At 40.0% G+C, this 22,146-nt stretch carries 21 protein-coding genes; 7 read left to right on the top strand and 14 right to left on the bottom strand.

Annotated features, from left to right (window positions below; all coding sequences use genetic code 11):
* Positions 1 to 46: 46 nt before the first annotated feature.
* From porK to tgt, 8 genes are all read right to left on the bottom strand, one after another.
* Positions 47 to 1,084, bottom strand: a complete 1,038-nt coding sequence (porK, locus tag NLX65_RS00590) for a type IX secretion system lipoprotein PorK/GldK (RefSeq protein ID WP_260536017.1) — start codon at positions 1,082 to 1,084, stop codon at positions 47 to 49.
* A gap of 160 nt (positions 1,085 to 1,244) precedes the next feature.
* Positions 1,245 to 1,919: a cell envelope integrity protein TolA gene (locus NLX65_RS00585; RefSeq protein WP_260536015.1), complete on the bottom strand. Its 675-nt coding sequence runs from the start codon at positions 1,917 to 1,919 to the stop codon at positions 1,245 to 1,247.
* Positions 1,909 to 2,313, bottom strand: coding sequence for an ExbD/TolR family protein (locus NLX65_RS00580; protein ID WP_260536013.1), 405 nt, complete (start codon positions 2,311 to 2,313; stop codon positions 1,909 to 1,911). Before NLX65_RS00580 ends, NLX65_RS00585 begins: the two co-directional genes overlap by 11 nt.
* Before the next feature lie 23 nt (positions 2,314 to 2,336).
* On the bottom strand, positions 2,337 to 2,954 hold the full coding sequence (locus NLX65_RS00575; RefSeq protein WP_260536011.1) for a MotA/TolQ/ExbB proton channel family protein: 618 nt from the start codon (positions 2,952 to 2,954) through the stop codon (positions 2,337 to 2,339).
* A 43-nt stretch (positions 2,955 to 2,997) separates the two neighbouring features.
* On the bottom strand, positions 2,998 to 3,720 hold the full coding sequence (locus NLX65_RS00570; protein WP_260536009.1) for an SPOR domain-containing protein: 723 nt from the start codon (positions 3,718 to 3,720) through the stop codon (positions 2,998 to 3,000).
* Positions 3,721 to 3,800: 80 nt separating this feature from the next.
* Positions 3,801 to 4,337, bottom strand: coding sequence for a hypothetical protein (locus NLX65_RS00565; RefSeq protein WP_260536007.1), 537 nt, complete (start codon positions 4,335 to 4,337; stop codon positions 3,801 to 3,803).
* 282 nt (positions 4,338 to 4,619) lie between these two features.
* Positions 4,620 to 5,693: an LptF/LptG family permease gene (locus NLX65_RS00560; RefSeq protein WP_260536005.1), complete on the bottom strand. Its 1,074-nt coding sequence runs from the start codon at positions 5,691 to 5,693 to the stop codon at positions 4,620 to 4,622.
* Positions 5,694 to 5,698: 5 nt separating this feature from the next.
* Positions 5,699 to 6,823: a tRNA guanosine(34) transglycosylase Tgt gene (gene tgt / locus NLX65_RS00555; RefSeq protein WP_260536003.1), complete on the bottom strand. Its 1,125-nt coding sequence runs from the start codon at positions 6,821 to 6,823 to the stop codon at positions 5,699 to 5,701.
* Positions 6,824 to 7,166: 343 nt separating this feature from the next.
* Between tgt and lptB the strand changes: the two genes are divergently transcribed.
* Together lptB and gatB are read left to right on the top strand one after the other, a co-directional pair.
* Positions 7,167 to 7,898, top strand: a complete 732-nt coding sequence (lptB, locus tag NLX65_RS00550; protein WP_260536001.1) for an LPS export ABC transporter ATP-binding protein — start codon at positions 7,167 to 7,169, stop codon at positions 7,896 to 7,898.
* A 3-nt stretch (positions 7,899 to 7,901) separates the two neighbouring features.
* Entirely contained in the window at positions 7,902 to 9,356 is a 1,455-nt protein-coding gene (gene gatB / locus NLX65_RS00545) for an Asp-tRNA(Asn)/Glu-tRNA(Gln) amidotransferase subunit GatB (RefSeq protein ID WP_260535999.1), read from the top strand.
* Between the two features lie 442 nt (positions 9,357 to 9,798).
* Here gatB and NLX65_RS00540 read toward each other — a convergent pair whose 3' ends face one another.
* The 5 genes from NLX65_RS00540 to NLX65_RS00520 form a co-directional block, all read right to left on the bottom strand.
* Positions 9,799 to 9,939: an Rpn family recombination-promoting nuclease/putative transposase gene (locus NLX65_RS00540; protein ID WP_260536133.1), complete on the bottom strand. Its 141-nt coding sequence runs from the start codon at positions 9,937 to 9,939 to the stop codon at positions 9,799 to 9,801.
* A gap of 68 nt (positions 9,940 to 10,007) precedes the next feature.
* Positions 10,008 to 12,635, bottom strand: a complete 2,628-nt coding sequence (locus NLX65_RS00535; RefSeq protein WP_260535997.1) for a BamA/OMP85 family outer membrane protein — start codon at positions 12,633 to 12,635, stop codon at positions 10,008 to 10,010.
* 171 nt (positions 12,636 to 12,806) lie between these two features.
* A complete protein-coding gene (queA, locus tag NLX65_RS00530) occupies positions 12,807 to 13,853 on the bottom strand; it encodes a tRNA preQ1(34) S-adenosylmethionine ribosyltransferase-isomerase QueA (protein WP_260535995.1) in 1,047 nt (348 codons plus the stop codon).
* 121 nt (positions 13,854 to 13,974) lie between these two features.
* Positions 13,975 to 14,619, bottom strand: coding sequence for a hypothetical protein (locus tag NLX65_RS00525; protein ID WP_260535993.1), 645 nt, complete (start codon positions 14,617 to 14,619; stop codon positions 13,975 to 13,977).
* 174 nt (positions 14,620 to 14,793) lie between these two features.
* Positions 14,794 to 15,792: a hypothetical protein gene (locus NLX65_RS00520; RefSeq protein ID WP_260535991.1), complete on the bottom strand. Its 999-nt coding sequence runs from the start codon at positions 15,790 to 15,792 to the stop codon at positions 14,794 to 14,796.
* A 440-nt stretch (positions 15,793 to 16,232) separates the two neighbouring features.
* Between NLX65_RS00520 and NLX65_RS00515 the strand changes: the two genes are divergently transcribed.
* Entirely contained in the window at positions 16,233 to 16,598 is a 366-nt protein-coding gene (locus NLX65_RS00515) for a YraN family protein (protein WP_260535989.1), read from the top strand.
* Between the two features lie 37 nt (positions 16,599 to 16,635).
* Here the strand turns inward: NLX65_RS00515 and cysS are convergent, their stop codons facing one another.
* Complete coding sequence (gene cysS / locus NLX65_RS00510; protein WP_260535987.1) at positions 16,636 to 18,123, bottom strand: cysteine--tRNA ligase; 1,488 nt, start codon at positions 18,121 to 18,123, stop codon at positions 16,636 to 16,638.
* Between the two features lie 145 nt (positions 18,124 to 18,268).
* Between cysS and NLX65_RS00505 the strand changes: the two genes are divergently transcribed.
* The 4 genes from NLX65_RS00505 (at position 18,269) to NLX65_RS00490 (ending at position 21,988) form a co-directional block, all read left to right on the top strand.
* Positions 18,269 to 19,816, top strand: coding sequence for a Do family serine endopeptidase (locus NLX65_RS00505; RefSeq protein WP_260535985.1), 1,548 nt, complete (start codon positions 18,269 to 18,271; stop codon positions 19,814 to 19,816).
* Positions 19,817 to 19,916: 100 nt separating this feature from the next.
* On the top strand, positions 19,917 to 20,444 hold the full coding sequence (lptC, locus tag NLX65_RS00500; protein ID WP_260535983.1) for an LPS export ABC transporter periplasmic protein LptC: 528 nt from the start codon (positions 19,917 to 19,919) through the stop codon (positions 20,442 to 20,444).
* A 15-nt stretch (positions 20,445 to 20,459) separates the two neighbouring features.
* Positions 20,460 to 21,587: an undecaprenyldiphospho-muramoylpentapeptide beta-N-acetylglucosaminyltransferase gene (murG, locus tag NLX65_RS00495; protein WP_260535981.1), complete on the top strand. Its 1,128-nt coding sequence runs from the start codon at positions 20,460 to 20,462 to the stop codon at positions 21,585 to 21,587.
* A gap of 224 nt (positions 21,588 to 21,811) precedes the next feature.
* A complete protein-coding gene (locus tag NLX65_RS00490) occupies positions 21,812 to 21,988 on the top strand; it encodes a hypothetical protein (RefSeq protein ID WP_260535979.1) in 177 nt (58 codons plus the stop codon).
* Positions 21,989 to 22,146 lie beyond the last annotated feature (158 nt).

Genomic DNA, 22,146 nt, shown 5'->3' with positions numbered 1-22,146 from the left:
AGTAGTCGATAACGATAGGATCCATACAATCCATATCAATTAAAAGTTATATGGCAGACATCACGCATCTAAAGCCAATATAGGCACGTGCCATATCTTTATGTTCACAATCAGAAACGCCTGTTTGTAGTGCATAGGAATAGTCTTTCCAAGAGCCCCCTTTAATGAGCCTAAATACACCACCTTTATCTTTATAAAAGGGACTAATCGTCTCACTTTTATGGATCAACAAAGGGCTGTATATATCTTCACACCACTCTGACACGTTACCTGCCATATCATAAAGCCCATAACCGTTGGGTGCAAAAGCCTTGACCGGAGAGGTATAGGCATAACCAGATGCAGCATAGTTCCCCTTTGTAACCTGAAAATTAGCCAATAGGTTTCCCTTTTTATCTCTTACAGAAGGCCCTCCCCATGGATACTGGCCAGATTCTTTACCGCCTTTTGCCGCATATTCCCATTCAACAGCTGTAGCCAGCCTAAAGTTAGGTCCAGGCGGCAAACCCTTCGCTTCTAAATACTTATTCCTATAAATGGTACGGACGCGTGCAAACTGTTGTGCGGCTTCCCAATTGATACCTACTACAGGATAGCCATCAAAGCGCGGATCCTCCCAATAGCTTTTGCCAAATGAGTCGTCCATAAACATAAAACCAAAATCCCTTTTCCAAACAGTTAGATCAGGCATAAGCTTTTCATTGATATAGGCTTCGTCTAATCCATATGCGGCTGGGTCCGCTTGCACAATAGCTATGAATTTGCGATATTTTGCATTGGTAACGGGCGCCTCATCCATATAAAATGGCCCTACGGTTGCCATTTGGGTGATATTGGTTTTGGCCACTACACTTTGATTGACACCACCGCCCATTAAAAAGGTGCCGGCTGGAATGAGGACCATACCTAAGGGCGTCTTATTACTCCATTTTGGCTTATTGTTCTGGTCTACAATTTCTCCTCCATCATTAAGCAGTGTACCGCAACTACTTATCGTTATATAGGCAAGCCATAATAGTCTCGCTAGGCTATGCCTAAAGCGCTTAGGTAAAAAACAGTTGTAGGAAACTAGAAGCATAAACATATATTTTATGAAAAGTTTTATGAAAAGATGCTTTGGTGAAGTACCAAGCTGAACAAAGCTATTAACTTTTTTATTTTTCACAAAGCTTCCATAGCATTACCATCGATAAATAGGTGCATAAACCAACAGTAGCGGTTCAGCAGCAAGTCTAATAACTATATTATTTTGCTACTATTACAAAGGTAACCTTACCTGTAGAGATGCCGGATGGTGTCTCCGCGGTTTTGCTAAAGGTAAGGGCACGCAATGCATCTATATAAATCTTTTCTACCATAGGGGTCACTGTTTTCTCCATCGTTTGGATAGAGATAATTTCCCCATCTTCATCTACTTTAATTTCAAAAACTATTTTACCAAACTCCTCGGTAGTATCTTTTGGGTCAGGCAGGGTATCCCACTCCCATCCCCTTAATTCAAGAGTCGCACCGGCTTGTTTCCCACGGTTTTGTCCGCTGTGGTATAAACCCCGTTCATCTATCTTGGGGGCTTGATCAGGTTGTGATTTTTTCTGTGGTGCACCACCCATTTGCTTCCGGCGTCGCTGTGGCGGACGTAAAGGCTTCTTTTTGAATCGATTTTTAGATGGCTTATCGGCTTGGGTGACTGCTGAACGAACGGTTTGTATGGAGGCCTGAGGCACATGTTCAGGCTGGTGGTGGTTGGCTGCAGTATAGGCACTGGTCGGCTGCAGGGCAATCCTATAAGCTTGCCCGCTAGAGATGCCTGGAACTGGCGTACGCTGTATAAAATAGGCTAACCCTAAAACAAATAGATGTAACCCGACCGATAGCGTAATTCCTTTTCCATCTGGGGAAAATAACCAACTATTTCTCATCGTTTTTTTTAAATTCGGTTGCCATAGCCACAGCAGCCCCTAATTGATTAGCTATATCTGCTACTTTAACCATATGGGCTATGGCAAGCCCTTTATCCATATGTAATACAACCACTTTATTGGATGTTTTGGCTAATACATCCTGTAATGCATTTTGTAGTTGGTGAAAGGCAACGTGCCTCCCTTCTATATAATAAACCAACTGAGCTGTAACGGTTACATTGATGGCTGCAGATTCGGTTTTTTCATTCGTACTTAATGGCAAGTCAACAGGCAATGCTTTGGGGTTATAACTGGCTGTGATCAGTAAAAAAATCAATAGTAAAAATATAATGTCAGTCATAGACGCCATGCTAAAAGAAGCATTGATCTTATTTTTTGTACTGATTTTCATTTTTTACTTATTTTAAGTTATACCTATCTAACCTTAGCAACAAAAAGGTTCACGAGATAATTCAGTCTTGCAGTAGCTTTAGTGACCTGCGCAATGCAGTAATTATACCCCAAATAGGCTATAATCCCAACCACCAGGCCTGCTACAGTGGTTACCATTGCTTCATAAATGCCACTGGAAAAAACCTGAGCAGAGAGGTGATGTTTTTCTTGGGAAATGGCCATAAAGGTTTGAATCATACCTGTTACAGTACCTAAAAACCCAATCATAGGTGCAGCCCCAGCAATGGTAGCCAGTAGAGAAAGCTTTTCTTCTAAAAAGGAGATCACCCTACCAGATTCACTTTCTAAAATCAATGCGGCATGGGCAGTGTGCCGCTCCGCTATCCCTTTGCTGATTACTTTTTGAATGATGTTTGTTTGCTCAGCACAGATAGATTGTATTTGTGTGACATCTCCATGGCTTAAGTGTGTTTCTATCTCGGCTAAAAAATCGCTAGGGAAATGCAAATACCTTCGATAAGTCAACAGGCGCTCTACTAGTATGTAAAGACTTAGTAAGGATAACAAAGCAAGGGGAAACATAAGCCAACCCCCTTTTAAAAGTAGACCTAATAGTGTCTGTGAGGTAGATATATTCATAGTGATCAGTGGTATAGTGTGGCTAAAACGCAACCTCAGCGGATTAGTATTCTAAAATAAAGATATTATTGTATTTTGATTTAAATTGTTCAAGTTTTCGACTTGCTTCATAGTGGGTTTTACTATGCCCTATCGTTACACGGTAATATTTTTCTCCTTTATTGACTCTAGGTAGAATCAAATAGACGCCTAGGTTGTTTTTCATAAGTTGTTGGACTACTTTCATAGCAGATCGCTTGTCTAAGTGACTGACTACCACTAGGTGGTATATCCCTTGTGGTGCGCTTAACTCTTGATAGGTCCCTGGCTTAACCAATGGCTTGTGTTGTTTTGCTGTAAGCTGCTTTTGCGTGGCACTAATGCTTTTTTTAATTTTATTCCCTTGTTTAGGTTCAAACCCTTCAGCGCTGCGAACGGATGATTGGGCGGCTCTATGGCTATTTACACAGCCTGTTCCTGGAGTGGTGGCTGGTGATGCGTTACAGCTAGCTGTGTTTTGGTCAGTAGTGGAGCTATTATTTGCCGTTGCAGGTGGAGGCCCCGGTTCCACTTTAAAATAAAAATTATAGCCTACCTTTACTGCGATCAGCAGCACCACTATCGCTATAATAACCAGCACAGGCCATATAGCTTTTTTTTTAGGCAATGCTTGAAAGTCTGGTTTGGGCAACCCAAATTTGTTATCTGTGGCATTCATAGACATACTAAAAATTTGAAGTAGGGTTGCATTCCGCATGCTGGCCAATAGGTTACGCATGGAACGCATAGCAATATAATAAATTTCTATAAAAAGGTAATGATAGGCTACTTTTTGGTCCAGGAAAATATAGAATAGGTTGCCTGTTTCTAAGCTAGAATTTGTTGCACCAACTGGCAAAGTTCGCCATAAGATTCGGAAAAGAGTGGACACATATTGCCCGTTGGACTATTTTTAATCTGTATACGGTCGGCACTAAAGGTTGAACCAAACAGCAGGTCTAATTTACGAAGTGGATAACGGAACAACAAACGGTCCTCACCTGCTTTATTAGGCACGGGATCCATGACGATGGCAATAAGCTTGCATAGCTTATATTTATCTTTCATCCCAGCAACCAATGCTATAAAGTTATCCAATCCAACTGGTATCATATTGTTTTGCTCAGGAAGGATAAGCACGAGCTTTTCTATCATGGACAAGGTATCCTGTAGCGCCGTTAACTTTTCTGGTATAATCTCTAAAGGTTCGTTGGACGAAGAGGGTACAAACTGTTCTAAGCTAATGGTTTCTAATGCTGTATCACACCCCTTGGCCTCTAATGCACCTGCACACCAACAACTAAAATTTTCTGGAAAAGGATTACCAGGCTCAGTAGTAGTGAGAATAAGCACCTTGTTTTTCATCGTGTGGCATTTCTTTAAACTTTGACAGACGCAAATTACAGACCATTACACCGGGCTACTTATCCATCTATTCCTGAGCAGTAATGGCTTTACGTTTTTTTTCTAAATTTTTAAGTGGTTAATTAAAATAATCAAACAATATCTATTGTATTTGGATCATAGATCATAACCTGGAAGCAATAGGGTTTGCACGAATATAGGAATTATTCGTGCAAATAACTGTATATAACTGCTTACTAGGTGTTTTGGTATGGCTGCCCTTAGTTACTGACTTCAGTAGGCTTATTTAGGAACGAGTCGATAAAAGGCTATACATAGTATAGAAAAAATAATATTAGGCAACCATATGTCGAGGAGCGGATGCTCGCTTTGTGTTTCTGCTACAATTTTTGCAGAGAGAAAGAGAACGATATAGAAGCAAGCGAGTATACTACCTAAAGTAATGCGCCTGCCTACACTACCTCTTGGCTTATGCAATGCCACTAAGAAACCCAATACAATCAAAATAACAATGGCAAAGGGCGTCATATAGCGAATATGTTTCTCTGCTATGAAAAAACGTACACTTGCGCTGCCCTTATAGATCAATTTTTGAATATGCAACTCCAATTCAGGGAGGGTTAACCCATCTTTTAGATTGGGATTAATGGTAAAGTCTTCTGGATGTACGGCTAAGGGAATGGTTAGGCTGTCTCCTACTGTCAGTGCTTCATGATTTGGAAAAAGGACACGCTTTTGCCAAGATCGTAGGATCCATGTTTGGTCTGTTGTCTGCCATTCTATTTTTTTAGCATAGAGTCGTTCTATTAGGGCATGATCTTTAAAGGTATCTAAGCTTACATCATACCCTATATTATAACAACCATGGTATTTAGCGATATGAAGGTATTGATTCGTGCCTACCTTAAGCTGTACGTAGTCTGACCGCACAAAGAAACCCATACCCAGATATTCTGTTTCAAACCGGACACGTTCCTTATTTGCGCCAGCCAATAACCAGCCGGTTAGATAAAAATTGGCGCCAGTAAGTAGCCATGCAATGATTAAATAAGGTGTAATGATGCGATGCAAACCAATACCACTGCTGAGCAGGGCAATAATCTCTGATCGGTTGGCTAGTCTAGTAGTCACCCAAATAGTAGTCCAGAAGACAATAATAGGGGATAAAAGATTTACGATGTATAGAATGAGTACACAATAGTAGTGAAAGACTTCATGGAAAGAAAGGTGGTGTTTTTTTAAACTGCTTACATTTTCCGCTGCATGAATCACAACAATCACTAAGGTAGTGATGGTGAGTACAACGAAAAAAGTGGCAAAAAACTTTTTAAAAATGTATCGATCTAGTAACTTCATGTTGATTAGATTTTTTCCATAATGGTTTCGGATATACGGTTTTTCCATGCCACAAAGGTGCCCTGCTGAATGTGCGCTCTAGCTTGACGTACCAGCCATAGATAAAAAGTTAAGTTGTGCACACTGGCCAACTGGGCGCCTAATAATTCCTTAGCGGTAATCAAATGGCGCAAGTAGGCTTTGGAGTAGTAGCCACTCACAGGCCCACCTAGTGTGGCATCTATCGGACTAAAGTCATAGGCCCACTTTTTATTTTTGATATTGAGCATGCCTTGTGTCGTGAATAAAGTACCATTGCGTCCATTGCGTGTAGGCATCACACAATCAAACATATCAACACCTAGTGCGATACACTCTAAAAGATCCATCGGCGTGCCGACGCCCATTAAATAGCGCGGCTTAGCGCTAGGCAAAATGGAACAGACCAATTCTGTAAGCTCATACAGTTGACCCGTAGGGTGGCATACCCCTCCTATGGCGTTGCCGGGCCGATCAGCTGCCGCAATGGTTTCTGCAGATTGAATCCGTAGATCTTTATAGATACTCCCTTGCACAATAGGGAAAAGGGTTTGATGGGCATAGGACTCCGTTAAGGTGGCGTCAAAATAATTTATCCCTCTTTTGAGCCAACGATGGGTACGTTCCATAGACGCTTTCGCATAGTGGTAGCTACAAGGATAAGGCGTACATTCATCCAGTACCATCATAATATCTGAACCAATGCTACGTTGAATATCTATTACGCATTCTGGTGTAAAGAGATGTGTAGACCCATCTATATGGGAGCGAAAGGTTACACCTGCTTCCGTCAGCTTGCGGTTACCGGCCAGTGAGTAGACTTGATAGCCCCCACTATCGGTTAATATCGGGCGATGCCATCCCATAAAGGGGTGGAGACCGCCTGCTGCATCCAATACCTTGGTGCCTGGACGCAGATAGAGGTGATAGGTGTTGCCTAAGATTATATCGGCATCAATTTGGTCTTGTAGTACCTGCTGTGTAATTGATTTGACCGATCCTATTGTACCTACTGGCATAAAGATAGGGGTACGAATGGTCCCTCTACTAGTAGTGATCAGCCCTGCTCTAGCCTTGGAATGCCGATCTGCATGTTCTACTAAAAATTGCAATGAAGTATAGATGATTATATATTTAAGCCTATAGAGATAGGCACTGCCTACTGATCTGGAATCTTTTATGGATTTTAAGTCAAATATATGCTTTTTTACTTTTACCTTATAGGAAGTGCTGCTAAGCTCTTCTATGCATAATAGTAGTAAAATCCATATTTTCTCTTAAATTAGCAACGTGGATAGATATATTTATCGTACACCTCTATGCCATTATTAGCCAATGGGGCTATGACTCACCTGCTTTTTATCATTCCGTTCAGCGGCTATGCCTTTGAATTTGGAGGATGATCATGAATAAGCAAGTGCAGCGGATAGGCAGCCATTCAATACAAATATTTCTATGCAACTGCGTGCGGATTCGTTAATCAAAGAATATAAGGGTCGTAAGGTGGTAAAAGGGGTTTCCCTTACGGTTGCCTCTGGTGAAATTGTGGGGCTACTCGGTCCAAATGGGGCAGGCAAAACCACTACCTTTTATATGACCGTTGGGCTGATCAAGCCGAATAGTGGTAACATTTATTTAGATGACACCTGCATCACCCCATTGCCTTTGTACAAACGTGCCCAAAAAGGCATTAGTTATTTACCCCAGGAGGCTTCTGTCTTTAGGCAGCTAACCGTAGAGGAGAATATCATGGCGGTATTGGAAATGCGTGGCCTATCTAAGCAAACACGCAAAGAAAAATTAGAGGGTTTATTGGAAGAATTTAGCATTACGCATATCCGAAAAAGCAAAGGTAATGTGCTTTCTGGAGGGGAGCGGCGCCGTACGGAAATCGCCAGGGCATTGGCTACGGACCCTAAATTTGTTTTACTAGACGAACCTTTTGCAGGTGTCGATCCTATTGCGGTAGAAGAGATCCAATTGCTGATCGCTAAATTAAAGCATAATAATATTGGCGTATTGATTACAGATCATAATGTCGATGAAACGCTTTCGATTACGACTAGGGCCTATTTAATGTTTGCGGGTGCATTGCTCAAAGCAGGTACTGCAGAAGAATTGGCAGAAGATGAACAGGTACGCAAGCTGTACCTTGGCGAGAAATTTGAATTAAAACGTTATGAATAACCTATGCATGAGTCTATAAAAGAGCAGTATCACGTAGTTATTGGTTTAGAGATCCATATTCAATTGCTTACCGACAGCAAAATGTTTTCCTCCGATAGAGCTGAATATGGTGCCCTACCCAACACAAACCTTAGTCCTATTACTTTGGCTTGCCCTGGTGCGCTACCTAGGGTGAATAAAAAAGCATTTGACTATGCTATAAAATTAGGCTTAGCGTGTGGCGCAACGATTACAGATTTAAATTTCTTTGCAAGAAAGAGTTATTTCTATCCAGACTTACCCAAAGGCTTTCAAATTACACAAGATACGACACCGATTTGCCAGGGGGGCTTTGTAACCATTTATTCCAATGAGGGGGTAGCCAAACAAATTCCACTGATCCGCATGCACCTGGAAGAAGACACAGGGAAATCTTTACATGGTATGGTGGAGGACATTACTTTATTGGATTACAATCGAGCAGGGACACCCTTAGTGGAATTGGTAACGGAGCCAGCGCTGACTACCGGAGAGGAAGCCTATCAGTTTTTGGCTGAAATTCGGAAGCTGGTACGCTATTTAGATATCTGTGATGGCAACATGGAAGAGGCTTCTTTGCGTTGTGATGCCAACATTTCCGTAGCCCGCAAGGGCGCTCAGCGCCTAGGTACCAGAGTGGAGGTTAAAAACATGAATTCTATGCGCAACGTGCAGCTGGCCATAGCCTATGAAATAGATCGCCAAATCGATTTATTAGAAGCAGGGGAGGTAGTGATTGCAGAAACTAGAAACTTTCAAGCTACTTCAGGGGAAACGGTCAGTCTGCGGGCCAAGGAAACTGCCAGTGAGTATCGTTATTTTCCAGAACCAGATATTCCCCCTATATGGGTTTCACAAGAATGGATAGAAGGGATTCGAAAGACCATGCCTTTATTGCCAAGAGCTTATTTTAAAAAATTTACAGAGGTATATGGTCTTTCGGATTATACTGCTTCTGTGCTTACTGAAAACAAAGCTTTTGCGATGTGGTTTGATGAACTATGTCAGCATACGACCCATTATATAGCCGCAGCCAATTGGTTGTTGGGGCCTGTCAAAGGCTATCTTAATGAGTTGTCGCTTTCCTTAGAAGACTTTCCCCTTACGACTGATTGTTTTGTGGCACTGATCACTTTAGTAGAAAGTGGTACGGTTAGTTTTTCCATTGCGGCCAGTCAAATCTTTCCTTTGTTATTGCAGAAGCTAGATACCACGCCTATGGCGCTTGCCAAAAAGCTAGACCTGATACAGGATAGCGACGAAGGAAAGCTAAAAACACTGGTTGCCGAGGTATTAGCAGCCTATCCAGACAAAGTAGCCGCTTATAAAAATGGGAAGTCAGGGCTACTAGCAATGTTTATGGGCGAGATTATGAAAAAGAGTCAGGGGAAGGCCAACGCACCACTGGCACGTAAGTTATTAGAAGAGGCGTTGGCATAAACGACCTCTTTACCCTCGCTACAGCTGTTTTGCTGTATCTGTTCTAGTTACTGGTTAATAATGGATTGTATCCCACTTTTTTCTTGATAAAAAAGTGGACAAAAAATAAAGCCCTCGGTAAAAAGCCGCTGAAAGTGTCATCCTACAGATGGAAAAACAGAAAGCACCCCCTTTGGGGGCTTGAAAGGAAACTGTTTTTCCAAATCATCTGTATGATGCCACTTTCTACACCACAGCTTTTACAGGGGCGGTTTTTTAAACGCAAAAAACCAGCGACCTGAACAGATATATCCAAAATTTAATTCATGTGACCTACATACGTGCAATTCCCTTAGATATCTTCCTTTATGCACAGCAATAGCAAACGGAATCCGGATATAGTTGCTATACGCTCACAGCACCTTGTTTAAGCACTATGACTGCAAAATCAGCCTTTTTATAGCTAAGCTAACTCATCTTCCGGTGTACTATAGAGATCAACCAAGTGAAATGTATCAAAGATACATGATTTAGCCAATTCAGAATCAGAAAACATGGACAATAAGTTATTTGAACCTTTATATGCTTTTGGGCGATTATATATACAGATATTTAATATGACTGGTAAAAGAATATTACTTTTTTCTTTTAAAAGCAGTATACTACCTGCTTTTAACGGATACTAGGTCCCAGGGTAAAGTGATACTCAAAAGAACTTTTGGCACTTCGGATATCTTTTACAGGATCTAATCTGTAGCCACAATCCAGGCCAAGCATGGGTATCATGGGTATGGGCAAGATAAGACGAACGCCACCCCCTATAGACTTTTTTATATTAGATAGGTTGAAATAGTCATAACGTAACCAGCTATCCCCTATCTCTCCAAATCCTAATAGGTAGCAGCAAATAGGTGCAATCATAAGCGGATAACGCAATTCTAAGACAAACTTATTGAATAGAACCCCACCTTTGTATTGGCTCGTATAATCTTCTGGGGTAAGACTATCGTCTGGATAACCACGTAGTGAAACAAAATTGGCGCCTAATAATCTAGTGGGTATACTAGATGTACCACCCAAATAAAACCGTTCAAAAGGTCCTATTTCATTTTTAGAGAGGCTGTGTAAAAATCCAGCATGTCCACGTATATGTAAGACAAAATTGCCTAGTAAACGCTTAAAATAATATATATCAGTTATCAACTTACCAAATTCCTTTAAACGTGGTATAGCTGTTGGTGTAGAGGGCGCATAACCAAGCAAAGTGTAGGGAGGGGTAAGGGTTAAAAGGTTGGACCACATACAGCCACTAGTAGGATAATTTGGGTGATTAACAGTAGAATACATCCATGAAAGCTCTAACGTAAAATCATGTACGGCTCCCGATTTTTTGCTATGATCTTGTAATAATACGCAGTGTTGATACGCATGGTGATGGTAATCTATTCCTAAATGGGCTTCCCAATGTCTTGCCAGTTTTTTGCCTAGGCGTATTTGGCCACCAATAGAGTGAATTTTACTTTTTGTATCTTGTCTACCAATTGGAAACATATTTAAGTATACCCAATGGTCTAGTATATGATTTCCGATATTAGTTTCTGTTTGATAACCACTATTAAAGCTTATAGACAATATATAACGACTTTCCTTTAACCAAAACCAAGGTTCTTGAAAAGAAAAACTGAAATTTTTGTAATTTTTGCCATCCAGGTTAGCGGTTAAATGCAAATGCTGACCGCCCCCTATAGGCTTTTTTCCTGTAAAAATATTTTTTAAAGAAACATTATTAGAGCCAATTTCAAGTCCGGCACTAATGCCATTTGTATAGGTCCCATTGAGCTTAAAATCGAACCTGGGTTGTTCTTCTACTGAATAGATTAGGTCTACGGTACCCTTCGCTTCATCTCGCTGCATGTCTGGGACTAATTTTTCAGGCTTAAAGCATTGTAACATGGCCAAGTTGCGTAACGATTCTCGTACAAGGCCTAGGTTGACTTTTTCCCCAGGTAATGTCAGCAATTCACGTCGAATAACGTAGTCATGGGTTAATGTATTGCCTACAATATCTATTTGGCGGATGGTGACCTGCTTGCCTTCTTGCATTCTAATTTCTAGATCTACCTGATGACCTTCTAGAGACGTTTCAACCACTTCTGCACGAAAAAAAAGATAGCCATTGTTGGTATATAGATCATGAATGGTTAACCTTTCCAATCCAGGTGCCAATTGGCTTTTAATATAGATCGGATCATATATGCCGCCTTCCTTCAGGTTTAACAAACCATTTAGGGTTTGATCACTATATACGTAATTGCCTGCCCATTTGACACGACGGATTCTATATTGGTGGCCCTCATTGATTTTTAAATGAATATTTAGGTTCCCAGCAGTGTTAGGTTTCAACCATTCTGCTGCAATAGATACATCCCGAAACCCTTGTGACTGATAAAAAAGAATAAGATTTTCTTTCGCTTTTAAATATTTTTCTTCTGTGAAAAGAGATGAAAACAAAACAACATGCGTAAAAAAGTAGCGCTTTATATCATCTATCTTTTTAGGCAGTTGTAGCAGTATACCCCCTTTTCGAATGGGTGCCAGGGTGATGCTTTTCTTAAAAATATCCTGGAAAAGTGTACAATGCGGCGCTTCTTGTAGCGTCTTCATATGGTATATCAATAGCTGGGCATCTAAATGGTTATTCCCTTCAAAAAGGATCTGTTGTACTTTGCTTTTTTTTCCTTTACTTACCTTAATCTTTAAGGTAGCTTTGTGCGCCATGGCTTGATTTGGAATCAATGTTGTGGAAACCTTTACTGCTCTGAAGCCTTGCTCTAAAAATATTTTTCTAATCTTATCAGTTGTTTTTTGAAGAAAAAGCGGCGACAGCGCAACATGCTCCGCTATAGTAACTTTTTCAAGCAGTGCTTTTTCCTCTTTTTTGGTTAAGCCTTCTAAAAAATAGCTCGTTAACTGGGGATGTTCCTCTACATGAATCACACAAGTGGCTAAACCGTTTGTTTGATCAACTTCAGATAGGTAGATCGCAACCGATTTGATGCCATCCTGTTTGGCAATTTTTCGAATTGCATTACGTACTTGCTCAGTGGTTGGTGCTACCCTGGTGCCCTCTTGCAAGCCAGAGCGCGCAATCAATAGGTCAGACGCTATCGAAACATTGCCTACTACCTGAATCTTGCGTACAAGGTAACCGGTTGTGCCAAAGATAGGCTGTGCCCACCCTATACATAGGCAAAACAGGTATAACAAACGCTTAACTTTCTTGATATTTGTATCTATCATTATCATAATAAATAGCATAAATGTATATAAATAGCTTAGCCGCTCCATCTTGAAAAAATACAGTACCCATTGCCACCATCCATTGTCCAGCGTCCTGTCATAAAGCCATATAGACCACGGTAGCTTTCCCCCAATATAGGAAAATATGAGCGGTATGGCATATGCTAGGAGTTATATAATCAACATAGAGTCACCATATAAGAAAAACCGATACCCTTCCTTTATTGCTTCGGCATAAGCATCTAACACCAACTCCTCTCCTCCAAAAGCAGCTACGCTGACCAAAGAGATAGAAGAAGGAAGGTGAAAGGTAGTCAATAATGCATTGCAAACCTTAAAGGCGCAGGAAGGTAAAATAAATTTGTTCGTCCAGTCACTGGCTTCTTTTAGCTGGCAAGCCACCGAAACAGAAGACTCCATAGCCCTTAACACCGAAGTACCCACTGCACAAACCTTTTTTTGATGATTCAGGCTTTGGTTGACCACTTTTGTCGTTTCTTGCGTAATCATAAAACGTTCAGAGGAAGCCCTTACCTTCGTAAGATCTTCCATATCAATCGTGCTGAGTTCACCTAAGCCAATATGCAATGTAACCGGTACAACAGTAATGTTCTGTAAGGCTAAATATTTTAACAAATAAGGGGTAAAATGCAAACCAGCAGCTGGTAATACGATACTACCTATATTTTTTCCAAATATGGTCTGGTAATATTCCCTATCTTCTGGCTTAGAAGGACGTCCTATTTGATGGGGTAGAGGCATATGACCGATCTGGTTGATCAGCGCATAGAATTCTTCTTCTGGTCTGTCAAATAATAATTTAAGTGTGCGGCCTCGTGAAGTAGTATTATCTATAATTTCGGCTACCAATTCGCCATTGCCAAAATAAATTTTATTACCTATTCGGATTTTACGTGCTGGCTCTACAATGGTATCCCATAACCCATGTTCGTCATTCAATTTGCGCAATAAGAGTACTTCCACTTGCGCATTTGTTTTTTCTTTACAACCATAAAGTTTACAAGGTAAAACTTTAGAATCATTGACTACTAAGGTATCCCCTTCACTAAAATAAGTAGGCAGCTCTTTAAAGGTGGTATGCTCTATCTTTCCACTATCTTTATGTACAACCATTAAACGTGCATTTTCCTTTTCTTCAATTGGATATTGTGCAATGCTATGTTCTGGTAGCGTAAACTTAAAATTTGATAACTTCATAGTATAATATATTTTTTAAGAAAAAGTTAGCCTTTTTTGTAGGTTTTTTGGTAGCCTACGGCCTATTTTTTATGGTTCGCCTTAAGCCATTTCAGTTAGGTGTATAGCGGCACGTATGCTATTAAAATAAACAACAGATGTCAAGGCAAATAAAGTTGTTGTGACAATAACAATCTATTGGACCATTGTTTGGATCTTTTTTATACATTACACCAGGTAAATCCCAACAATAGCTTATCCCTAAGGCCAGGCTATTGGTTGGACTAAAATCATATTTTACGCCACCACCTAAAAGGATAAAACAGCCTAATGGTCGTTTGGTCAAAAAAGCCGGTCCATCTAAATGGGATGTAGCTCTAGCAGGTAGATGGATAGAGGGTATGATGCCTAACTTACAATAGATACTGGTATCAATCTTCACCTCACTGGTATAAAATCTGCATAGGCAAGGTATCCAAATATAATTTAAAGAATAGGCCTCATGTATAGGTGCTGATCCAGCAGTCGCATGCGTCAATGCAATATGGCCTAAAGCATAGGAAAGTCCTAGACTAACGCTACAATGCTCCTGTAGTGCAAGATGATAGGCACCACCAAAGTGCATCCTTATAGCCCCTCCTGTAGCATAAGGGGGCGATTGCATGTGGCTATACACCCTATTCGTAGTGTAGGCAGGCGCACATTCAGCACTAAAACGGCCAGACCATGCCATGGCATGGCTATACCCGATGGAAAAATACAAAGCCAACCATAGAACCCTTTTCATAGGGGACTAAATTACAGCTATTTTATGGTAAAAATAAATTTATATATATCTAATATGCTAAACGGTTATTGAATTTTTTATAAATTCTAAACTTGGCTAGCTACCAGTAAGTAAGGAATCAAATATTTTCCCCTACTGAAGTGGATTTAATGGATCTATTATGCTGTGATTTATTTATTTTGATATACTTCCTCGCTTAGAAATTATTTCTTTTAGGCTATCCAGGGTTAGTTTTTTTTCATGTGAATTATAGCTTAGAAAGTGAATTATATTTAAATAGCCGCTGCAAGATCCTGGACATCTGCATATCAAGTCCATACTTTGTCTCCACACAGAAATCATTTTTTCTACAAGGCAATTAACATGAACGTAATCGCCACATGGAAGTAAGCCTACAGATTCTGTTTTGTGACATATGGCACATTGGGCATCTTGTTCTTGCTTATTTGGGAATATAGATGGGTGCTTAGCAACTAAATTTATCATATCTTTTACCTGACGTTTGAATTGTGGCCTTCTAGACTCTACGAGATAGCCATTGTATCGCTCAACAATATCGCCTACTTCTCGCTCGTATTTCTCTTGATTCATTTCTAATACGTTAGAACTGCATCGTCCCATCGCATTGACCTTTTGACACATCTCCTTTGTGCCCTCAAATTCTTTGATTAACCGTTGTCTTTCATTAGGATCTACGATTTCTATTAACCTTTGGTTTAACATCCCTACACGCCGGTCTCTTTCTTTTACAAATGCTGCAATCATCTTATCCCTTTCATCCAGATTTTCTACTGGTTTTAATGCTTTACTAAATGTTTCGCCGTATGATTTTTCATTCTGTATGATCTGCTCCAAATGATTTATGATGGATATTTGATCCGTTTTCTTTGAACTGGCGCTATGCACAGGTGGTGGTGTTGGTGAAACGGGTCGTGTAGTATTCAAATTTGTACTTTGACCCTGTTTTAATGAATCGGGTGGCGTAGTATTTAAACCCTTTTTTTGAGCCACCTCTGATGAAGGAGAAGTGGGCAGCATAGCATTCGGTCCATTTTTAACCTGATTGGACAGGGGTAAATTGCGCTGAGTCGTCTTTTGTGGGCAGGATGTGGCCAAACTAAGCAAAACAGCTAAATAGAAACTATAGGGCAGATGGGTCTGTTTGGTAGGCATAATGTTCATCGATTAATTAACTTTTAATATAATTTTCTTTTAAACGAAACTTGCTTACAACCTGAGTTCTCTATTTATTTATCTGATTTACAGTTACTAAAAACAGGTTATTTGACTAATATCTTTACTAAAAACACACCTATTTTAACTACTTTTATCTACTAATTATATTATAATAGACTGATAATCAAAACAATTTGTATATAAGCTGTTTATATAATTGTGTCTAATAATAAATTTTATTAATTATTTTATAATTGATTATCAAATTAAAAAATAATCTAATCCCGAACTCAAGTTTAGAATAATACAATTATACGAAATAATTGGTATTGGATCAATTATACAATGAGATGGTGCAGCTAAAATAGGCTTTCATGGCATTATTTTTTAAGTTCAGATCAGTTATTCGTCTATAGTTATACTCTTAGTTTTAGCTCATGTCAATAAAAAACATTGCACAAGATTTTGGTCAATACGCAGAAAGGGTGGCAGCAGATTATTTGGTCGAAAAAGGGTTTCGGGTCATGACGCAAAACTTTCGTTATAAGCGTTTTGAAGTAGACCTTATTGTGCAAAAAGGCAAGCTCATTGTCTTTGTTGAGGTAAAAGCACGTAAAAATAACTTGTTTGGTAACCCAGAAGATTTTGTTACTCAAAAAAAGATGCGTGCCCTGCGTTTAGCCGCTGCACATTATCTACGCATCCAAAATAGTCAGCAAGCGATACGTTTCGATATTATCGCTGTGCTAGGCAGTAAAGAACAAATTACGGAGATTCTACATTTGGAAGATGGATTCTATTAAACTAGCTTCGTGAAATTAAGTAAGGGGCAAGCATGCCTTATTGGTATTCCCAATCTACACCGTTGGGATGGTCTTTTATTGCAATCCCCATTTTATGGAGTGCGGTACGTATTGCATCAATTTGATGGTAGCGCTTCGCTGCTTTAGCCTCTTGATAAATGGGGAGCAACATGGTTAACGTTTGGTCAGTAGTGGATGGATGTTCCTCTTTTAAACCCAATAGATCGCTCACAAAGGTAGTATAGGTATGACGCAATTGTCCCCATGCAGTTGTTGAGATTGATCCATCATCTAATGTGCCATTGTACCATCCATTTATTTTTTTGAGCAGATTAAACAAACAGGCTAACACCTTTGCCGTATTGAAATCGTCATTTATAGCGCTATAGCAAGCTACGCAATCTGCATCAATCGCTGCATCCAACAGGCCACTTGTGTGGGTGGGTGTTGCCCCTTCATGGGGGCGCTTAGTCAGCAGATGCAAGCCATTCATTAACTTACGATAGCCCTGTTGGGCTGCCTTTAAGCCCTCTATGGTCATAGCAAGTGTGCTTCTGTAATGCGCTTGTAACATAAAAAATCGCAATGCCATAGGGCTGTAGGGCTGGGCTATCGCCGGATGGCTGCCTGTAAAAAGTGCATCTAGCGTGATAAAGTTACCCAATGATTTGCCCATTTTAACGCCATCAATCGTAACCAAGTTATTGTGGATCCAATAAGTAGCTAAATTTGTTTGTAATGCTGCTTGTGCTTGTGCGATTTCACATTCGTGGTGTGGAAAAAGCAAATCCATCCCCCCCCCGTGAATGTCAAACTGGTTGCCTAAATATTTTGTAGACATGGCAGAGCATTCAATGTGCCATCCAGGGAAACCCTCTCCCCAAGGAGAGGGCCAACGCATCATATGCATAGGCATTGCTTTTTTCCATAAGGCAAAATCTACCCGTTGTTTTTTATCGGTTTGTTTGGCCAGTGTACGTGTTCCTGATCGGCTTGCCTCTATACCCCTTCCTGAAAGTTTTCCATAATGGTGCATCTGGTTGTATTGCATCACATCAAAATAGACCGATCCATCTATTATGTAGGCTAATCCTTGCGCAATAATCTTTTCAATCATCGCAATTTGTTCCAAGATATGTCCGCTTGCGCAGGGCTCAATGCTAGGAGGTAATACATTCAGCGCTTCCATGTTTTTATGGTAGGTATGGGTGTAGCGTTGTGCTACCTCCATAGGACTTATCGCTTCCAACTGGGCCTGCTGCTGTATTTTGTCCTTTCCTTCATCCAAATCTCTTTCCAGATGGCCTACATCTGTGATGTTGCGTACATAGCGCACCTTATAGTTCAAATGTTGTAGGTAGCGAAAGATGACATCAAAGGTAATTGCTGCACGTGCATGACCTAGATGTGCCTTGCCATAAACCGTAGGGCCACATAGATACATGCCTACAAAAGGTGGTTTGAGTGGCTGAAATACCTCTTTTTGCCTGGTTAAGCTGTTGTAGATCCGTAATATTTGATGCATCTTTGTATAGGTGAAAAATATTTTAGATTTTTGCTAGCGTACTTGTGCTTATAGCTGTCTATCGCATAGCCAATAGCACACGCACAGTTTCCCTTTTTAGGACGCAAAGAAAAAATGATTGTAAAAATACAAAAATAAAATAGCTATGTACGAACAATTTGGTAAACAGAGTGTAGTTAAAAAAATGTTTGGTGTGGTTGTTGTGGTTGCATGTGGCTTATCCCTATGGTTGGCCAGCCCTTATGCAGGAGAAAAAAGTTTAGTGCCTGTTACCTGTGTGCAGCCGGTTGCTGCTGTAGAACAGCATAAACCATTGGAACAAAGCCTACCAGCGCCAGAAGTTAAGCCTTTGGTCACATCCCTGCCCGATTTCACTTATCCAGCTAAAGTGGCTATACAAGCGGTAGTGCATATAAAGGCATCTCAAAACCCTAAGATACTGAAACGAGAATCTACCCATCCTTTAGAGGAGTTTTTTAAAGAATTTTTTGGACAAGGATTTTTGATGCCTAAAGAGTATCAACGGCCAGCCCAAGAAGTGTTTGGATCTGGGGTGATCTACAAAAATAATGGCCATATTATTACTAATAGCCATGTGGTTGAAGGAGCGGATCAAATAGAAGTGACCTTAAATGATAAGCGCTCTTATAAAGCAAAATTGGTTGGTGCTGACCCTGTTACTGACTTGGCAGTGTTAAAAATTGAAGCAACTAATCTCCCTGTTTTGGTGCTCGGTAATTCGGATGAGGTAGAGGTGGGGGACAACGTTTTAACGGCTGGTAATCCTTTTAACTTGGGTTCTACGGTTACCAGCGGGATTGTAAGTGCTAAGCATAGATGTTTAGATGCGTCTAGTAATGGGAAATTAGGTATTCAATCTTTTATTCAAACCGATGCAGCTATTAATCCAGGTAGTAGTGGTGGTGCGTTGGTTAATTTACGTGGCGAGTTAATAGGTATTAATACAGCTATTTATACCTCGCGATCCGCTTCATTTATAGGATATAGTTTTGCCATACCTTCTTCTTTAGTAAAAAAGGTGGCCGATGATTTCATTCAGTATGGTGCAGTGCAGCGGGTATTATTGGGTGTAATAATTCGAGATGTTAATGCTGAATTGGCTAAAAATTTGGCTTTAAAAGTAGTGAGTGGCGTCTATATTGATGCGGTAGAAGAGAATAGTCCTTGTGCAAAGGAACTGCAAAAAGGAGATGTGATTACGCAGATTAATGGCCACCCAATTAATAAAAGCTCAGAGCTCCAGGAAATAATAGCTTGTGCTAAACCGGGTGATAAAGTTGTCTTAACATTATACCGTAAGGGTAAGTTAAAAACGGTAGAGGTAGTGTTGAAAAAGCGGCCTGATGCGGTACAAGTCGTAAAAAAAGGAGATACGTTAGAAGTAGAAGGGGCGACATTTCAAAATCTAGATAAGCAAACAAAAGCTAAGTTGAAGCTTGCTAGCGGTGTTTTGGTGCAGGAGGTTGCCAAAGGAAAGTTTCAAGCTGCTGGCCTTAAAAAAGGTTGTATTTTACTTGCTTTTGATAAACAACCTGTTTCAAGTATATCGGACTTGGCTGAAATGGTTCGACGTACCACAGAACCTGTTCTGATCAAACTCATAGAACCTAATAAAGGCGTTATTAGTTATTTGGCAGTTGAGTTGGGTGCGGCATCTCATGCGTCGAAATAAGGCTTGCTACATCTTATGCATCATTGATAGATAATGATTCCTGGATACAATGGTCAAAAAGAACAGTTCTTTTAAGTTTAGGTATAGATATAGTAGCCTTATGGTCTTATTGTATGGGCTACTAATAGCGCCTTTTGTACCAGCATATGCAGCGTTGGAAGAAGCAGTTCCTCTATTAGAAACTACTCAATTTCAGCTATTAGGTACAGAGTATGGCAGGTTATCGTTAACCATTAAGGCAGATGAGATGCGCCAATATGAAAATGGAAATATAACCTTATCAGGCGGTATAGAAATTGTATTATTCAATCATAAAATGGATAAAGAGGAGGGGCCTATACATATTCACGCGGGTACCCTTTCTTATAACAAGGAAAAGGAGTTATGCATTATAGAAGGCAATGTGTTCGTAAGCAAGCCACAGCAACAATTTAGCATCACTACCGCACAACTCTGGTATGATATGAAGGAAGAGATCCTATTTACAGAATTACCCATTGTAATAGCGGATAAAGAAAATGTGTTAAAAGGTAGTGGACTACGTGCTACAAGGGATTTAACCAAATATACGATTACTGCTCCTAATGGAACAGTAGATATCAAGCAAGAGGAGGTTTTAGGGGGTTAATCCATTATACTACTTATGCGTATTTTGATAGGTTGTGGCGGTACGGGGGGGCATATTTATCCTGCTATAGCTATTGCTGATGGCATTAAGCAACAATTTCCTGATGCGGTCTTTTTGTTTGTCGGTACACAAGGTGGTAAAGAAATCGGGTTAGTAGTGGCTGCTGGTTATCCCATTATGCGGATCAGTATCAAAGGGTTTCAAAGGCGTAAGATCATTAAAAATATATTGTTGCCTTTTTTGCTTTTAAAAAGCCTATACCAAGCAAGGTCTATTATTAAATCGTTTAAGCCTGATATAGTCATCGGTACAGGGGGATATGCCTCTTTTCCCACATTGTTTGTAGCTGCTCTTCAAAAGATTCCCACCCTTATTCAAGAACAAAATAGCATTGCTGGGTTAACCAATAGTTTGCTTTCTAGGTTGGTACATAAGATTTGTACAGGCTATCCAGATGTTTTTTTTCCTTGTGAAAAGGAAAAAATAATCTTTACAGGCAATCCCGTACGTTCGTCGCTCTGTACCTTTCAGGAGGACCGAATGGATGCACTTGAATATTTTAGTTTTTCTGCTTTTCAGAATAAAAAATGTCTGCTTGTAATGGGTGGGAGTTGTGGTGCCCATCTATTAAATACTACCATTCTAGAGTGGAGAGAACAATTGTCTTCCTTAGATCTACAAGTAATATGGGTAACTGGAGAGCGGTATTTTTCGGCCATGCAAAAGGCTATGAAAGATTATCGTTATATAAAATGTTATGCATTTATAAGTAATATGGAGATGGCGTATGCAGCAGCGGATATTGTGATCTCTAGAGCCGGCGCCTTATCTATCGCAGAGCTCTGTGTCAGAAGAAAACCGACCATTTTGGTGCCTTCATCTAATGTAGTAGCAGACCACCAAACGAAGAATAGTTTACCATTAGCCTATCAGGGCGCCATGATACATATTACAGATCAGTCATGCCCCTTTTTACTTATTCCTAAGGTAATAGAGTTATTGAATGATGAGACGCAACAGTTAGAGCTCATCAAGCGAATGGAACCTTTTACAGTATTACATGCCAATGCACAAAATAAAATAGTTGAAGTAGTCGTTGATTTGGTTAAACAGCGTGCTAGTGGTGGTGCATCCGGGACTTGAAGAGGTTCTTTCTATTAAGTGTCGTACCTGTTTACCTCTTTCTTATGTGAAGGAACATTATAATTTAGGGGTCTATGCCTTTGTATTGAATGTGATAGGTATCGATAGGTGTCAAGAGTTAGATCATCCTTCGTTGCTTTATATTCAGAATAAACTGCAAGCAGCAATTAAAGAAGATCACGTACAGCTTTCTGTTCTATTTATAAAACCGGTTGAACGGATATATGACCTACGACATTCTTCAGGCTATATCCATTCTAACAGAGGTTCAACATATGGCGCAAGAAACATTGGCCATAGATGTACAAATAGCCAATACCTACTTGGGTCCAGAGATAGGAGAGGCATTAGAAGCAGCAGCTAAAGAGGCATTGGAGCTTGTTAACACTAAGAAAAAATAAAATAATAGTTAGAAGAATTGTTATTTAGTGCAATTGTAGTAGTCAAGATTTAATCTGACAGGCAGTAAAAATTTAAGTATTAAAGTTGTCCGTTAAGTTAAATGTGTCAGTTAGGTTGTTAAGATAAGCGATTTGATTATTTTTTTCAAAGACTAATT

This window comes from Candidatus Cardinium sp. TP (genome assembly GCF_025215055.1).
GTDB lineage: Bacteria > Bacteroidota > Bacteroidia > Cytophagales > Amoebophilaceae > Cardinium.
The sequence above is the reverse complement of the archived record's forward strand: the minus strand, read 5'-3'. Positions and strand labels throughout refer to the sequence as shown.

Bases quoted from the DNA above. Each gene is read 5' to 3' on its own strand.
- porK (WP_260536017.1), bottom strand. From the start codon at position 1,084: ATGTTTATGCTTCTAGTTTCCTACAACTGTTTTTTACCTAAGCGCTTT.
- NLX65_RS00585 (WP_260536015.1), bottom strand. From the start codon at position 1,919: ATGAGAAATAGTTGGTTATTTTCCCCAGATGGAAAAGGAATTACGCTA.
- NLX65_RS00580 (WP_260536013.1), bottom strand. From the start codon at position 2,313: ATGAAAATCAGTACAAAAAATAAGATCAATGCTTCTTTTAGCATGGCG.
- NLX65_RS00575 (WP_260536011.1), bottom strand. From the start codon at position 2,954: ATGAATATATCTACCTCACAGACACTATTAGGTCTACTTTTAAAAGGG.
- NLX65_RS00570 (WP_260536009.1), bottom strand. From the start codon at position 3,720: ATGCGTTCCATGCGTAACCTATTGGCCAGCATGCGGAATGCAACCCTA.
- NLX65_RS00565 (WP_260536007.1), bottom strand. From the start codon at position 4,337: ATGAAAAACAAGGTGCTTATTCTCACTACTACTGAGCCTGGTAATCCT.
- NLX65_RS00560 (WP_260536005.1), bottom strand. From the start codon at position 5,693: ATGAAGTTACTAGATCGATACATTTTTAAAAAGTTTTTTGCCACTTTT.
- lptB (WP_260536001.1), top strand. From the start codon at position 7,167: ATGCAACTGCGTGCGGATTCGTTAATCAAAGAATATAAGGGTCGTAAG.
- gatB (WP_260535999.1), top strand. From the start codon at position 7,902: ATGCATGAGTCTATAAAAGAGCAGTATCACGTAGTTATTGGTTTAGAG.
- NLX65_RS00535 (WP_260535997.1), bottom strand. From the start codon at position 12,635: ATGATAGATACAAATATCAAGAAAGTTAAGCGTTTGTTATACCTGTTT.
- queA (WP_260535995.1), bottom strand. From the start codon at position 13,853: ATGAAGTTATCAAATTTTAAGTTTACGCTACCAGAACATAGCATTGCA.
- NLX65_RS00525 (WP_260535993.1), bottom strand. From the start codon at position 14,619: ATGAAAAGGGTTCTATGGTTGGCTTTGTATTTTTCCATCGGGTATAGC.
- NLX65_RS00520 (WP_260535991.1), bottom strand. From the start codon at position 15,792: ATGCCTACCAAACAGACCCATCTGCCCTATAGTTTCTATTTAGCTGTT.
- NLX65_RS00515 (WP_260535989.1), top strand. From the start codon at position 16,233: ATGTCAATAAAAAACATTGCACAAGATTTTGGTCAATACGCAGAAAGG.
- cysS (WP_260535987.1), bottom strand. From the start codon at position 18,123: ATGCATCAAATATTACGGATCTACAACAGCTTAACCAGGCAAAAAGAG.
- NLX65_RS00505 (WP_260535985.1), top strand. From the start codon at position 18,269: ATGTACGAACAATTTGGTAAACAGAGTGTAGTTAAAAAAATGTTTGGT.
- lptC (WP_260535983.1), top strand. From the start codon at position 19,917: ATGGTCTTATTGTATGGGCTACTAATAGCGCCTTTTGTACCAGCATAT.
- murG (WP_260535981.1), top strand. From the start codon at position 20,460: ATGCGTATTTTGATAGGTTGTGGCGGTACGGGGGGGCATATTTATCCT.
- NLX65_RS00490 (WP_260535979.1), top strand. From the start codon at position 21,812: ATGACCTACGACATTCTTCAGGCTATATCCATTCTAACAGAGGTTCAA.